This is a genomic window from Vibrio sp. 661 (assembly GCF_033339315.1).
GTDB classification, from domain to species: domain Bacteria; phylum Pseudomonadota; class Gammaproteobacteria; order Enterobacterales; family Vibrionaceae; genus Vibrio; species Vibrio alginolyticus.
Genome location: NZ_JAWOUJ010000003.1, coordinates 378,840 through 393,460, shown reverse-complemented (window position 1 = coordinate 393,460; position 14,621 = coordinate 378,840). Strand labels below are relative to the sequence as shown.

Here is a 14,621-nt window from a genome sequence, read left to right as displayed (position 1 = left end):
TAATTGAAAACAAATCACTTTTGAGATTAACAAATTTGCAAACAGTTTTTCGTATATACGCAGAAGTTTAGTCAATTTGCCTATGAAGTGGCTCATACTGAAAAAGCCATACTGTCCGTGTTGCTTATGGGAGAAGAATCCTCTGACTGAATAAAAAATGAAGTTTTCGTGATAATTACCGTATTCTCAATGAGGAAGTGTGATCCAGATAGAAGATGATGGGGTGGTTTGCAATAGTCCGAGAGCAATAAATAGAAAGTTCTTTTATAAGAAAAAATGTGTAACTTATCGACAAGCATCTTTTATTTGCGCCGTATCAAGACGTGCATTAGTCTCTATATTAGGTAGCAACTTTTATCGATCAAAGATCGAATTCGGTGCCATAACTCACTACACCGCGCTGCACGCTTGTGGTAGATTGTTTTTATAGGTCGAAAACATCAACCCTTTGATACGATATCTTTAGATTGCCATGAGTAAAAATTTTGAATGGGTCACTCCGGACTCTGATCTTCTGGAGCGAGAAAGTACGAAAGTCCAGCCACCTAAGCTGTACAATGTCGTACTCAATAATGATGACTATACACCTATGGATTTCGTCATAGAGGTGCTTGAGCGATTTTTCTCACATGATATTGATAAAGCAACTCAAATCATGCTTCAGGTCCACTATGAAGGAAAGGCAATCTGCGGCACATACAGCGCAGAAATTGCCGAAACAAAAGTAGCGCAAGTTACGATGTACGCAAGGGAAAATGAACATCCGCTACTTTGTACTATGGAGCAAGCGTAAACAAAGAAGACTTGCTCGAACAACCCCAGTTGTTTTTTCGGGAGGTACTTATGCTAAATAAAGAACTAGAGTCAAGCCTTAACGGTGCATTTGCTCGGGCGCGCGATAAACGCCACGAGTTTATGACTGTCGAACACCTCCTACTTGCATTGTTGGAAAATGATGCAGCTAAGGAAGCCCTTCTAGCTTGTAAGGCGGATCTTGACGCTTTACGCAACGAACTCGATATTTTCATCGATCAAACTACGCCTCTTATCCCAGATAGTGATGAGACGCGTGAAACGCAGCCGACTTTGAGTTTTCAACGTGTACTACAACGCGCCGTCTTTCATGTACAGTCGTCTGGTCGTAATGAAGTAACAGGCGCCAACGTGCTTGTTGCTATCTTCAGTGAACAAGAGTCGCATGCCGCTTACTTACTGAAGAAAAATGACATCTCCCGATTAGATATTGTTAACTTCATCTCCCACGGTATTACTAAAGCATCAGGTGCAGGTGAGGATTCATCATCAGACTCGTTTAGCTCAGAAAGTGTTGAAGAGCCTAATTCTGAAGAACGCCTAGAAAGCTTTGCGACGAATCTTAATCAAGTCGCTAAAGATGGAAACATCGACCCACTCATTGGACGTGATAAAGAGTTAGAGCGCACTATTCAGGTACTTTGTCGACGCCGCAAGAATAATCCCCTACTAGTGGGTGAGGCAGGGGTTGGTAAAACAGCCATTGCGGAAGGTCTTGCATGGAGAATTGTTGAAGGGCAGGTCCCTGAGGTCATTCAAAACAGCGTGATTTATTCACTAGATATTGGCTCTTTGCTCGCTGGTACCAAATATCGCGGTGATTTTGAAAAGCGCTTCAAGGCGATTTTGAAACAACTTGAAAAAGAAGAAGATGCCATTTTGTTCATCGATGAAATACATACCATCATCGGTGCAGGCGCGGCATCTGGTGGTCAAGTCGATGCAGCAAATCTTATTAAGCCTCTTTTAAGTAGTGGTAAGTTGCGTTGTATTGGTTCGACGACATACCAAGAATACAGCAACATTTTCGAGAAAGAGCGTGCGTTGTCTCGCCGTTTCCAAAAGATAGACGTTGTAGAGCCTTCATTGGATGATACAACTAAAATCTTGATGGGCTTGAAGCCGAAGTACGAAGCTCACCATGAAGTACGTTATACCAATAAAGCACTGCGTGCCGCGGTAGAACTGTCGGCTAAATACATTAATGAACGCCATCTACCAGATAAGGCTATTGATGTCATTGATGAAGCTGGTGCGCGTAGTCGTCTTGCTCCTGCAAGCCGTCGTAAAAAAACGGTCGGAGTGGCTGATATCGAATCAATGGTTGCCAAAATGGCGCGAATTCCAGAGAAGTCGGTTTCTTCTTCAGATAAAGACATTTTGAAAAACTTAGATAGCAAAATGAAGATGTTGGTATTTGGTCAAGATAATGCGATTGATGCATTGTCCGAGGCGATCAAGCTGACACGTGCAGGTTTAGGTGTAGACAACAAACCTGTTGGTTCATTCTTGTTTGCAGGCCCAACAGGGGTTGGTAAAACAGAGGTGACGGTGCAGTTATCTAAGCTTCTAGGTATCGAGCTACTTCGTTTTGATATGTCTGAGTATGGTGAGCGTCACTCCGTAAGTCGCTTAATTGGTGCGCCTCCTGGTTATGTCGGTTATGACCAAGGTGGTTTGCTAACCGATGCTGTTATTAAGCACCCACACTCAGTCGTATTACTTGATGAGATTGAAAAAGCGCACCCTGATATCTTTAACCTGTTGTTGCAAGTCATGGATAACGGTACGCTAACGGACAACAATGGTCGCAAAGCAGACTTCCGAAATGTCATTCTTGTTATGACAACTAACGCAGGTGTGGCGGAAACCGAGAAGAAATCAATTGGTTTGATTCAACAAGACAACAGTCACGATGCAATGGCGGAAATTAAGAAGGTGTTTACTCCTGAGTTCCGTAACCGTCTTGATAACATCATCTGGTTTAACAGCCTTGATGAAAGCGTTATCCATCAAGTGGTTGATAAGTTCATTGTTGAACTGCAAGTGCAACTTGATGCGAGAGGCGTTTCAATGGAAGTATCTCAAGACGCTCGCCATTGGTTAGCACATAAAGGTTATGACAAAGCTATGGGGGCTCGCCCAATGGGGCGTGTTATCCAAGAACAGCTTAAGAAGCCTTTGGCTAACGAACTGTTGTTTGGATCTTTAGTTGACGGCGGTACAGTGAAAGTAACGCTGGTCAACGATACGCTTGAGTTTGAATACTTAAGTGAGAAAGAGACAGCGATGCATTAATCGTTAGTCGGTAACAAACGCAAAAGCGCACGAGAAGATCGTGCGCTTTGTTATCTGAACTAAATCGGAAAAAATTGTGCAATAAAAAACGGAGCAGCTTGCTCCGTTTTTTATTGCATCCGAAAATCAGAGATTAACGAGCGCGGAAGACGATGCGGCCTTTTGACAGGTCGTATGGAGTCATCTCTACAGTTACTTTGTCACCCGTTAGGATACGGATGTAGTTCTTACGCATCTTGCCAGAGATGTGAGCAGTCACAACGTGACCGTTTTCAAGTTCAACACGGAACATAGTGTTTGGTAGAGTGTCAAGGACTGTGCCTTGCATCTCGATTACGTCTTCTTTAGCCATTTAATCCTCTTTAGAAATTAGGCAATATTAGCGGGCTATATTCTGCCGCTAAATAGTAATTATGTAAAGTTGAGGCGTATTCTACCCTCGCCAACGCTGATTTGCTAGCCTTTGGTGGCGTTGAAAGCGTGTTTTGTAGCTCATTGCTGGGCACTCATCAATCTGATATCCCAAATATAGCCACTGTTGTTTGTTTTCTTGGCAGTATTTAATTTGATAAAGCACCGCTAATGTCCCAAGAGATAACTCGTAGTCAGGGTCAAAAAAAGTATAAAAAGCACTCGAGCATTGTGGCATCAAATCTGTCACTGCAATGGCGAGCAATTGATCTGATTCATCGTAAATGTGTAAAAACGACGTTGTCAGCCAGCTAGTTTGAGCAAATCGAGCAAACTCATCACGCTTTGGTGGGTACATAGTGCCGTTTTTATGCCGTTTGCAGATGTACCGACTGTAAAGCTCAAACCATTCCTCATCCATTTCAGGTTTCATATCCCAGCGTAAAGACTGTGCTTTATTAAGCAGCCTCTTCTGACTTTTTGATAGTCTAACGTCTGGAATCGAGACTCGAATTGGCTGGCAAGCGGTGCAATGCTCGCAATGCGGTTTATATATGGTATCTCCGCTACGACGAAAACCGTTAGCCATGAGCAACTGGTAATTTTCTTCAGTATGCAGCCTTTCATCAAGCGCCACCGCAACCCGCTCTTGCCGTTCAGGCAAATAACTACAAGGGTGATTATTCGTCAACCCTATTCGAATATGTTGTATATCCGTACTCATACTGAATCCTGCAAAACTTGGGGCTGATAGGCATCAAATAGTGTTTGCTTTTCTCTTAAAGATAGTAGTTTTTGCATAAATTCGTCACGCTCAAGTTCAAATGCGCCAAGTGATGCCAAGTGAGAATTCATAACTTGGCAATCGATTAATTGACCTTGCTTTGACGCCAAATGGTTGCATAAGTACCACAATGCAATTTTGGATGCGTTATCTTTTAGACTAAACATCGACTCTCCGCAAAAAAGTTGGCCCACGCAGATGCCATATAGTCCGCCAATCAGGTTGTTGTCATGCCATACTTCTACAGAGTGACAGTGACCAAGTTTGGCTAACTCAATGTAGGAAGCTTGCATTTCCTCGTTGAGCCATGTTTCCTCTGCAGGGCGTGTTGAAGAACATAGTCTAATCACTTCTTCTGTCGCGAAATTGAGTGTTACTTTATAGTTATGTTTACGCTGAAATTTTTTGAGACTTTTAGATGGCTTAAACTGCAATGGGTCAAACACAGCGCGCGGAGAAGGGCTCCACCATAAAATAGGTTCACCAGGACCATACCAAGGGAAAATGCCTTGATAGTAACCATTGAGGATTCTCATGGGGTTTAAGTCACCACCAAAAGCCAGCAAACCATTGGGGTCGCTGAGTGCTTTATAGGGTGAGGGAAAGTTGAACGTTTCATCGAGTTCAGTTAAATAAATAGCCATAAGAAGTCGTTACCAACATTGGAGTCAGAGGAGTTTATGATGACCTGGTTAAGAAATATCGTAAAAGTATGGCTTGGGATCATACTGTTTTTACCACTTGTCGCCAACGCAGCCTATGAAAGAAATGTTGCCAAGCCAGTTAATGAAGTAGTTTACGGGAAGATTGACTCTGTCCGTTATATTACTCAACAAGAGGTTGTTCAATCGAAAAGTAACGGTTGGAAGACACTACTTGGTGCCACTATCGGTGGTTTAGTCGGTAATCAATTTGGTGGCGGTACGGGAAGAGAAGTCGCGACGGCAGTGGGTGCGCTTGCAGGTGCCGCAGTTGCTCAAAACCAAAGTAATTACCAATACACGGTTGAATATAAGTTAGTTGAGCTACTCATCAAAGTGAAGGGTGATAAGCTAATTAATGTCATCCAAGATGTTGATAAAAATATGTTATTTAGTCGAGGGGATGAAGTTCGTATTTTATATTTTGATGATGGAGTCAGGGTTGATATCACTTATTAACCCTAGGTTGTTTTAGTCTAACGAAGCCTAATCAGGCATGTACAGTCGGGCTGGCTTATCGTCAAATAAAGTCGAAATAGTTTGCTGTTTCGCCGTGCTTCTTTCGCTCTGATTTACATCGCTGGCAATGCCTTTAATTCTGTATCTTTAGGCTGCTTGAGGATATTCATAAATTAGCGCCGATTTACTCTGGTTTTGTCGTGTTTTTTTGGGTAGTCTGAATTCACGAAGAATTGTTTAGCCCTCATAAAAAATCGTATGTTGAGGGCACAAAGGATTATCAACTTTTAATGGAAAGCCTAACGTTACAACCTATCAATAAAATTCAAGGGGAAGTGAACCTTCCTGGCTCTAAAAGTGTTTCTAATCGAGCTCTTTTACTTGCTGCTCTTGCTAAAGGCAGAACTCGCCTTACTAATCTCCTCGACAGTGATGATATTCGTCATATGCTGAATGCGCTGACTAAACTAGGCGTTCAATACCAACTTTCCGAAGATAAAACAGAATGTCTCGTTGACGGCCTTGGGCGTCCGTTTTCTGTCTCAGAGCCGGTAGAGTTATTTCTCGGCAATGCTGGCACTGCGATGCGACCATTAGCTGCGGCTCTTTGTCTTGGAGAAGGGGAGTATGTACTGACGGGCGAACCTCGTATGAAAGAGCGTCCAATTGGTCACCTTGTCACGGCACTGAAAGATGCTGGTGCGAACGTTGAGTACATGGAAAACGAGAACTTTCCGCCTCTCAAAATAATTGGTACTGGCCTAAAAGCAGGTACAGTTTCTATCGATGGGTCCATTTCAAGTCAGTTCTTGACCGCTTTCTTAATGTCTGCGCCATTGGCTGAAGGTGAAATTCGCATCAACATCGAAGGCGATTTGGTTTCTAAGCCTTATATCGATATCACCCTGCATATTATGAAGCAGTTTGGGGTCGATGTGATCAACAACGACTATCAAGAGTTTGTGATTCCAGCCGGTCAGCAATACATCGCTCCAGGTGATTTCTTGGTTGAAGGTGACGCGTCTTCTGCTTCTTACTTCTTGGCGGCGGCAGCCATCAAAGGTGGAGAAGTTAAAGTAACGGGTATCGGTAAAAACAGCATTCAAGGTGATATTCAATTTGCTGATGCGCTTGAAAAAATGGGTGCAGAAATTGAATGGGGTGATGACTACGTAATTTCACGTGTTGGTCAATTAAAAGGCATTGATATGGATTACAACCATATCCCTGATGCTGCAATGACCATCGCGACAACAGCGTTATTTGCCGAAGGCACTACCGCTATTCGTAACGTTTATAACTGGCGTGTAAAAGAAACAGACCGTTTGTCAGCTATGGCGACTGAGTTACGTAAAGTTGGTGCGGAAGTGGAAGAAGGGGAAGACTACATCATCGTCAAACCTGTCTCTCAGTTAAAGCATGCTACGATTGATACTTACGATGATCATCGAATGGCGATGTGTTTTTCGCTGGTGGCACTTAGTGATACGCCTGTGACGATTAACGATCCAAAGTGTACGTCGAAAACGTTCCCTGACTACTTCGACAAACTTAAGGCTTTAAGCTGCTAAATATTCTGACCTGAAACAGGAAAGCCAGAGTGAATAACACTCTGGCTTTTTTGTTTCCCAATACTATTTAACCAGCGTAAATTCCTTAGAAAGGTGATGCGCTAAGTATTTGAACATATTGAATACTGCAGTCGTATTTGAAGTTGGTAAACCTTTGTCATCAAGGAAGTATTCACCTTTAAAAACTAAAACACCTTCTTTTTCTTCTACACTTGTTGCTCGCATTCCCTCGATGTAATCATCGTGCTCTTGGATGATTTGGTTAGCGATCAAAAGAAGGTCGAACTCTTCGATAAACGTTCTATCAGACATATTCTTTCTACCATCCTATTCAGTTAAGAACGCTGAGTATACCTACAACTAAAATGGGTTTGCATGATTAATTCAGTCAATCGTTCAGTAAGACTAAACAGATCAATTTTTAGAGTATAAGCATGATGCGGAGGAAGATGGCAGAGCATTGAACCAAACTATTTTGTGATGGGTAACAAAATTTATTGCATTGGATTAGCGGATGCTAAGTTTGCCTGTTTAGATATGCCGCTCAATACCTTTCAGAACCCTGTCTCTTTGAAGTATAAAGACGATGAATTGTCAACCAATCGGATCTGAATTTCAAAAAAGCAGTTGATCTTCTTTTCATCTCGCACAATAGTAAAAAAAGAAGCAATGAAATAGAACATTATGCGGGTGGCCTTTAAACAAGGTTTCTACCCGCATTATTATGAAGGACGTTAGAGTCAGTTATGGGTAAATCACTCGTTATAGTGGAGTCACCAGCCAAGGCAAAGACGATAAATAAGTACCTTGGTAAAGACTTTATTGTTAAGTCTAGTGTTGGTCATGTGCGTGATCTGCCTACGGCCGGTCAAAGCACTGGTGAGAAAAAAGCCGCAGCCATCTCAACTAAAGGGATGAGTCCGGAAGAGAAAGCGCGCGTTAAAAAAGAGAAAGACCGCAAAGCGTTGATCAAAAAGATGGGGATTAACCCATATCATGACTGGGAAGCGAATTACCAAATCCTTCCAGGCAAAGAAAAAGTTGTCAACGAACTACAAAAACTCGCCAAAGACGCAGATTGCGTTTATCTCGCAACCGATTTGGACCGCGAAGGAGAAGCAATCGCATGGCACCTTCGTGAGATCATCGGTGGCGATGAAGAGCGATACAAACGTGTAGTTTTTAACGAAATTACGAAAAACGCGATCCAACAAGCTTTCCAGACACCTGGCGAGCTGAACATGGATGGTGTAAATGCCCAACAAGCACGTCGCTTCATGGACCGTGTCGTTGGTTTTATGGTTTCACCTTTACTTTGGAAAAAAGTGGCTCGTGGTTTATCTGCTGGTCGCGTGCAGTCTGTTGCGGTGAAACTGTTAGTTGAGCGCGAGCGTGAGATTAACGCGTTTGTACCAGAAGAATTCTGGGACATTCATGCGAATACGAAAACGAAAGACAAAGCGGACTTTAAACTGCTTGTTGCTCAGAAAGACGGTTCTGCGTTTAAGCCAGTTAATGAGGCAGAAACCAAAGCAGCGATGTCTGTACTTGAGAATGCAAGTTACGAAGTATGTAAGCGTGAAGACCGCCCTACAAAGAGCAAGCCCTCAGCACCTTACATCACCTCTACGCTTCAACAGGCAGCAAGTACACGTCTGGGCTACGGCGTGAAAAAGACCATGATGCTAGCTCAGCGCCTCTATGAGGCCGGTTACATCACTTATATGCGTACTGACTCGACTAACCTAAGTGCCGAGGCTGTGGACGCTGTACGTGACTTTATTGGTTCTGAGTTTGGTGATAAGTACCTACCAGCGAAACCATTGACGTACGGTAGCAAAGAAGGAGCACAGGAAGCGCACGAAGCGATCCGCCCTTCAAATGTGGGTGTTAAGGCGGAAGACCTGCAAGGTGTCGATGCTGATGCGCACAAACTTTATGCTTTGATTTGGAATCAGTTTGTAGCGTGTCAAATGACGCCAGCAGAATACGATTCAACAACCATTAGCGTAAAAGCGGCAGAATACACGCTTAAAGCGAAAGGCCGTATCCTTAAATTTGACGGCTGGACTCGTGTACAGCGTCCAATGGGCAAAAACGAGGATACAATCCTTCCAGCGGTACAACTTGGCGATAAGCTAAGCTTAGAGTCACTTGACCCTAAACAGCACTTTACAAAGCCACCTGCGCGCTACACTGAAGCAGCACTGGTTAAAGAGCTGGAGAAACGAGGCATTGGTCGTCCGTCGACTTACGCATCGATCATTTCTACGATTCAAGATCGTGGCTACGTGAAAGTTGATCAGCGCCGTTTCTACGCTGAAAAAATGGGTGAAATTGTTACTGACCGCCTTGATGACAGCTTTAACGATTTGATGAACTACGACTTTACTGCGCGTATGGAACAGAAATTGGACCAAATCGCTGAAGGTGAAGTGAACTGGAAAGCTGTGTTAGACAACTTCTTTGCTGATTTTACTGGCGATCTTGAAAAAGCGGAGCTGGATGAGTCAGAAGGCGGTATGAAGTTAAACCACATCGTCATGACGGATATCGAGTGTCCGACGTGTAGCCGTCCAATGGGCATCCGTACTGCTTCGACAGGTGTGTTCTTAGGCTGTTCAGGTTACGCGTTACCACCAAAAGAGCGTTGTAAGACAACCATCAACTTGGGTGACGAAGAAGGTATTATTAACGTTCTAGAAGAAGACGTTGAAACCGCAGCTCTTCGTGCTAAAAAGCGTTGTCCGATCTGTGAAACAGCGATGGACGCATACCTGATTGATGACAAGCGTAAGATGCATGTTTGTGGTAATAACCCGAACTGTGAAGGCTACCTTGTTGAATACGGCGAGTTCAAAGTAAAAGGCTACGATGGTCCAGTTGTTGAATGTGACAAATGTGGCTCTGATATGGTGCTTAAGAACGGTCGCTTTGGTAAATACATGGATTGTACGAGCGAAACGTGCAAGAACACTCGAAAGATCTTGAAGAATGGCGAAGTCGCGCCCCCGAAAGAAGATCCTGTTCATTTCCCCGAGTTGCCATGTGAAAACTCAGATGCGTATTTCGTACTTCGTGATGGTGCTTCAGGTCTATTTATGGCGGCAAGCAACTTCCCGAAATCGCGCGAGACACGTGCTCCTTTGGTTGCTGAACTGGCACGTTTTGAAGAGCGTTTACCTGAGAAGTTCAAATACCTAGCGACCGCACCGCAAGAAGATCCTGATGGTCGTCCTGCAGTTGTACGCTTTAGTCGCAAAACAAAAGAGAACTACGTTCGTTCGGAAGAGAATGGCAAACCATCTGGTTGGACAGCGCTCTTTGTTGACGGTAAGTGGGAAGTCACTGATAAGCGTAAAAAAGCGAAAGCATAAAAACGTACGATCTAAGTAATGTAAAAAGGCAGCGATATCGCTGCCTTTTTTGCGTTTTGTTTTTGCGTAAAGGCCACTGTGTTGTTCGTATAGATCTTTGCTGCTTTGACTGAGTTTTGCTGACGCGAGAAGATCCCAGTATCAATATTTCGTAGTCGCTGATGTATTTTTTATGTAAAAAATATTCGTTGTAACTTTCATTTTGCATTCACATATTTGTTATACATTGGGCTAAAAAATCGGCGGTGTAGTGAATCCGTTCGTAAATTGTTTTCACAATGTAATCGTTTGCTTTTCCATGTGTGATCTAGATATCGTCTTGAGTACGCAAGAGCTGTATGGTACACAGAATGGCGTATTAAAAATTGTAATTTAGAACCCGCTTAGATAATTTATTACAAAAATTAGTGCAACTGTGTGCATTGTTTGCGTCAAAAAATAAGGAAAGAGTGGACGTTGCATACTGGAAGTGCCGTAGCTTTTTTATCCGTGTTGTAAGAGTTCACAGAAACTCAGAGACGGTTGCTAAATGTATTCGCTTGACTCCCCGAGTATGACTCATTCAAGCGAGTACCAAATCCAAGCTATAACGATATGGAGAACAACAAATGGCTGGTGTTTTGGGAATGATTCTTGCTGGCGGTGAAGGCTCTCGTTTGAGACCTTTAACGGAATCTCGCAGTAAACCTTCGGTACCGTTTGGTGGTAGTTATCGATTGATCGATTTTGCTCTAAACAATTTTGTTAATGCGGATCTGATGCGCATTTACGTCCTAACCCAATTTAAATCTCAATCTTTATTCCATCACTTAAAAAAGGGGTGGAACATCAACGGCATTACAGACCGCTTTATCGATCCTATTCCCGCTCAAATGCGTACTGGTAAACGTTGGTACGAAGGGACGGCGGACGCGATCTATCAAAACCTGCGTTTTATGGAGTTAGAGGAACCAGAGCAAGTTTGTATTTTTGGCTCTGACCATATCTATAAGATGGATATCAAACAAATGCTGAACTTCCACTCAGAAAAGCAGGCTTCTCTGACGGTATCTGCATTGCGCATGCCACTAAAAGAGGCGTCGCAATTTGGGGTTATCGAAGTGGATAGCGAAGGCCGTATGATTGGCTTTGAAGAAAAACCAGCAAATCCGAAGTCGATTCCTGGTGACCCTGATTACGCTTTAGTTTCAATGGGTAACTATGTTTTTGAAGCTCAGGTACTGTTCTCAGAGTTGGTCGAAGATGCGGATAATGAAGCTTCATCACATGATTTTGGAAAGGACATCATTCCAAAGATGTTCCCTAGAGGTGATGTGTTCGTGTATGACTTCAGTACCAACAAAATCAGTGGCGAAAAAGAAGAGGTGTACTGGCGTGATGTCGGAACTATTGATGCGTACTGGCAAGCGCATATGGATCTGCTAGAAAAAGATGCACCATTTTCGCTGTACAACCGTAAATGGCCATTGCATACCTACTACCCACCATTGCCACCTGCGACATTTACCGACTCTGATAATGGTCGTGTGCAGATAATCGATAGTTTAGTGTGTAATGGCAGCTATGTTAGAGGCTCAAGAATCGAAAAGTCGGTGCTTGGTTTTCGCAGTAATATTGCTTCTGCTTGCGATATCAGCGAATGTATACTTCTTGGTGACGTAAAAATTGGCGAAGGATGTGTTTTACGTCGTGTGATTGTCGACAAGGATGCCGATATTGCTCCTGGTACTCAGATTGGTGTGAATCTTCAAGAAGATAAAAAACACTTCCACGTGTCTGAGGAGGGCATTGTTGTTATTCCGAAAGGAGCTCGAGTTGGCTACTAACAACTTATCTATTCTGTTTGTAGCTTCTGAGGTTGAAGGCCTCATTAAAAGTGGTGGCTTGGCAGATGTTGCCAAGGCACTACCGGAAGCCCTTCAAAACCTACAGCAAGACGTAAGAATTACCATCCCTGCGTACAGCAGTATTGATAAACTCGCAGACGCAGAAGTTGTATTAGAAACAGAATTAACATCATGGCCGCATACGGAGTATCGAGTTTTGCGGCTCATGTTAGGTCAAAATCCTGTTTACCTGATTGATTGTCCGCCGTATTTCAATCGACCATCAATGTATGCGGAGAACAACCAAGCGTATACTGATAACGGCGAGCGCTTTGCGTTTTTTAGTGCAGCATGTCTCGATATGTTACCCAAGCTCGCCTTTCAACCTAATATCATACACGCGAACGATTGGCACACAGGTCTTGTTCCATTTTTGCTCAAGCACAGGTATGGCAATGATCCGTTTTTTGCTCATACTAAAAGCGTCATTTCAATTCACAATGCGGTCTTTAAAGGCGTATTTAGTTATGAAGACGTGCAGTGTTTGCCAGAGTTTCATTGTAGAAACGTTCCCGATGCTGCGGTGAGTGCAACGCATATTACGATGCTTAAAGCTGGTGTAATGAATGCAGATAAGATAAACGCGGTTAGCCCTACGTACGCAGAGGAACTAAAAACAGAGCTTGGCAGTCACGGCATGGCTTGGGAGTTTCAGCAACGCGCGCAGGACTTAGTCGGCATCTTGAATGGTTGTGATTACAGTGCTTGGAATCCGGAAACTGATACCTACTTGCCGGTTAATTACTGCGCCGACCAGCAAAGTATGTCGCAAGGGAAGAAAGCTTGTAAAAAAGCATTACAACAACGACTAAATTTGCCCGAAAAAAATGTAGCTATGTTCGGTATGGTTTGTCGGTTGACCCAGCAGAAAGGCGTTCATTACTTGTTGCCTGCTTTGGCCGATTTTTTAAAGCACGATGTTCAGCTAGTTGTCGTTGGGACCGGAGACCCTGTTCTTGCCGCTCAGTTACGAGAGGTTGCCGCGCAGTTTTCTAGCAAATTTGCCTTTGTAGAAGCGTATGACAATGAACTTGCGCATATCGTTGAAGCTGGTTCGGATTTCTTCTTGATGCCTTCTGAGTTTGAACCATGTGGCTTAAACCAAATCTATAGTATGGCTTATGGGACATTACCGATAGTACGCGGTGTTGGTGGCTTAAAGGACAGCGTTAGCGATTATGATGTAAACCCATCTGAAGCAACGGGGTTTGTTTTTTTCGAACCGACACCGAAGGCATTGTTGTTAACGATGCTAAGGGCACTGTTGCTCTACGCTCAAAACGAGCCTGAAGTGAATAAAGTACAGTTGCACGCGATGCAACAAGACTTTTGTTGGCAAAAGGCCGCAGAATCTTATTTGCAGCTTTACCACTCAGCGTTAGTTTGACTTAAAATTGTAACGAAAGGCACCGAATGAGGTGCCTTTATTATCTTGAGTAAGGGGAGTGTGGTAGGATGGCTTTTTACTCAATAGCACGATCTTTTTGATACTCAATATGACCCAGCCGCTACTTTTTCATAAAACCTATTTGCACCCTACTAGTAATGAGTGGGTTGTATTTGTGCACGGTGCTGGTGGTAGCTCTTCTATCTGGTTCAAGCAAATTAAAGCTTACAAGCAACACTTTAACTTATTGCTGATCGATTTAAGAGGTCATGGAAAGTCAAATCAGTTACTTAAAGAGCTCATTGCTAGCCGTTATACCTTTACGGAAGTTACCCAAGATATTTTGAAAGTATTGGACCATTTAAAGATCCAATCCGCTCATTTTGTCGGTATGTCGCTTGGTACTATTATTGTTCGAAACCTTGCTGAATTGTCATCAGAGCGCGTACGTTCGATGGTGCTCGGCGGTGCTGTCACAAGGCTTAACACTCGTTCTCAGATATTGGTGAAATTAGGTAATTTTTGTAAGCATATCCTACCGTACATGTGGCTCTACAAACTGTTCGCTTATATTGTTATGCCTCAAAGAAGCCAACGAGAATCTCGCCACCTTTTTATTCGCGAAGCCAAGAAGCTTTGCCAAAAAGAATTTAAACGTTGGTTTATTCTTGCCGCTGATGTAAATCCGTTAATGAAATATTTTAAAGATCGAGAGTTACCCATTCCGACTCTTTACTTAATGGGCGACAGGGATTACATGTTTATTAAACCTGTCAAAGAAATGGTTGCAGCACATAAGCTCAGCATTCTACGAGAAATCCCGAATTGTGGTCATGTATGCAATGTAGAGCGTCCAGAAGACTTCAATCAACACTCCATCGAGTTTATTAAACAGCAAGCTGTATGTGCTTAAAACTGAGTGCATCCACTGAAT

Annotated in this window: 12 protein-coding genes; 8 read left to right on the top strand and 4 right to left on the bottom strand. The window is 43.2% G+C overall.

The window, feature by feature from the left end; all coding sequences use genetic code 11:
- The first annotated feature begins 472 nt into the window (after window positions 1–472).
- Window positions 473–793: an ATP-dependent Clp protease adapter ClpS gene (gene clpS / locus R7P69_RS09795; protein WP_005378419.1), complete on the top strand. Its 321-nt coding sequence runs from the start codon at window positions 473–475 to the stop codon at window positions 791–793.
- A gap of 50 nt (window positions 794–843) precedes the next feature.
- The gene (clpA, locus tag R7P69_RS09790; RefSeq protein WP_005387879.1) at window positions 844–3,111 is read left to right on the top strand and encodes an ATP-dependent Clp protease ATP-binding subunit ClpA; all 2,268 of its coding nucleotides are present in this window, start codon (window positions 844–846) and stop codon (window positions 3,109–3,111) included.
- A gap of 133 nt (window positions 3,112–3,244) precedes the next feature.
- Here clpA and infA read toward each other — a convergent pair whose 3' ends face one another.
- From infA to aat, 3 genes are all read right to left on the bottom strand, one after another.
- Entirely contained in the window at window positions 3,245–3,463 is a 219-nt protein-coding gene (gene infA, locus R7P69_RS09785) for a translation initiation factor IF-1 (protein ID WP_001040192.1), read from the bottom strand.
- Window positions 3,464–3,544: 81 nt separating this feature from the next.
- Entirely contained in the window at window positions 3,545–4,246 is a 702-nt protein-coding gene (locus R7P69_RS09780) for an arginyltransferase (RefSeq protein ID WP_238952260.1), read from the bottom strand.
- Window positions 4,243–4,950 carry a leucyl/phenylalanyl-tRNA--protein transferase gene (gene aat / locus R7P69_RS09775; RefSeq protein WP_005387881.1) on the bottom strand — a complete coding sequence of 236 codons (708 nt, stop codon included), beginning with the start codon at window positions 4,948–4,950 and terminating at the stop codon, window positions 4,243–4,245. Before aat ends, R7P69_RS09780 begins: the two co-directional genes overlap by 4 nt.
- 39 nt (window positions 4,951–4,989) lie before the next feature.
- On the opposite strand from aat, the gene R7P69_RS09770 reads away from it, so the two are divergent.
- Window positions 4,990–5,466 carry a glycine zipper 2TM domain-containing protein gene (locus R7P69_RS09770; protein ID WP_005378348.1) on the top strand — a complete coding sequence of 159 codons (477 nt, stop codon included), beginning with the start codon at window positions 4,990–4,992 and terminating at the stop codon, window positions 5,464–5,466.
- Window positions 5,467–5,756: 290 nt separating this feature from the next.
- Window positions 5,757–7,037, top strand: coding sequence for a 3-phosphoshikimate 1-carboxyvinyltransferase (aroA, locus tag R7P69_RS09765; RefSeq protein ID WP_151514646.1), 1,281 nt, complete (start codon window positions 5,757–5,759; stop codon window positions 7,035–7,037).
- A gap of 63 nt (window positions 7,038–7,100) precedes the next feature.
- On the opposite strand, the gene R7P69_RS09760 is transcribed toward aroA, so the two are convergent.
- Complete coding sequence (locus tag R7P69_RS09760) at window positions 7,101–7,349, bottom strand: YciN family protein (protein ID WP_005387884.1); 249 nt, start codon at window positions 7,347–7,349, stop codon at window positions 7,101–7,103.
- A gap of 434 nt (window positions 7,350–7,783) precedes the next feature.
- Between R7P69_RS09760 and topA the strand changes: the two genes are divergently transcribed.
- The 4 genes from topA (at window position 7,784) to R7P69_RS09740 (ending at window position 14,600) form a co-directional block, all read left to right on the top strand.
- Window positions 7,784–10,414, top strand: a complete 2,631-nt coding sequence (gene topA / locus R7P69_RS09755; protein ID WP_005378351.1) for a type I DNA topoisomerase — start codon at window positions 7,784–7,786, stop codon at window positions 10,412–10,414.
- A 608-nt stretch (window positions 10,415–11,022) separates the two neighbouring features.
- A complete protein-coding gene (gene glgC / locus R7P69_RS09750; RefSeq protein WP_017634726.1) occupies window positions 11,023–12,240 on the top strand; it encodes a glucose-1-phosphate adenylyltransferase in 1,218 nt (405 codons plus the stop codon).
- Complete coding sequence (gene glgA, locus R7P69_RS09745) at window positions 12,230–13,687, top strand: glycogen synthase GlgA (protein WP_213871540.1); 1,458 nt, start codon at window positions 12,230–12,232, stop codon at window positions 13,685–13,687. Before glgC ends, glgA begins: the two co-directional genes overlap by 11 nt.
- Before the next feature lie 109 nt (window positions 13,688–13,796).
- A complete protein-coding gene (locus R7P69_RS09740; RefSeq protein WP_017820032.1) occupies window positions 13,797–14,600 on the top strand; it encodes an alpha/beta fold hydrolase in 804 nt (267 codons plus the stop codon).
- The last annotated feature ends 21 nt before the right edge of the window (window positions 14,601–14,621 follow it).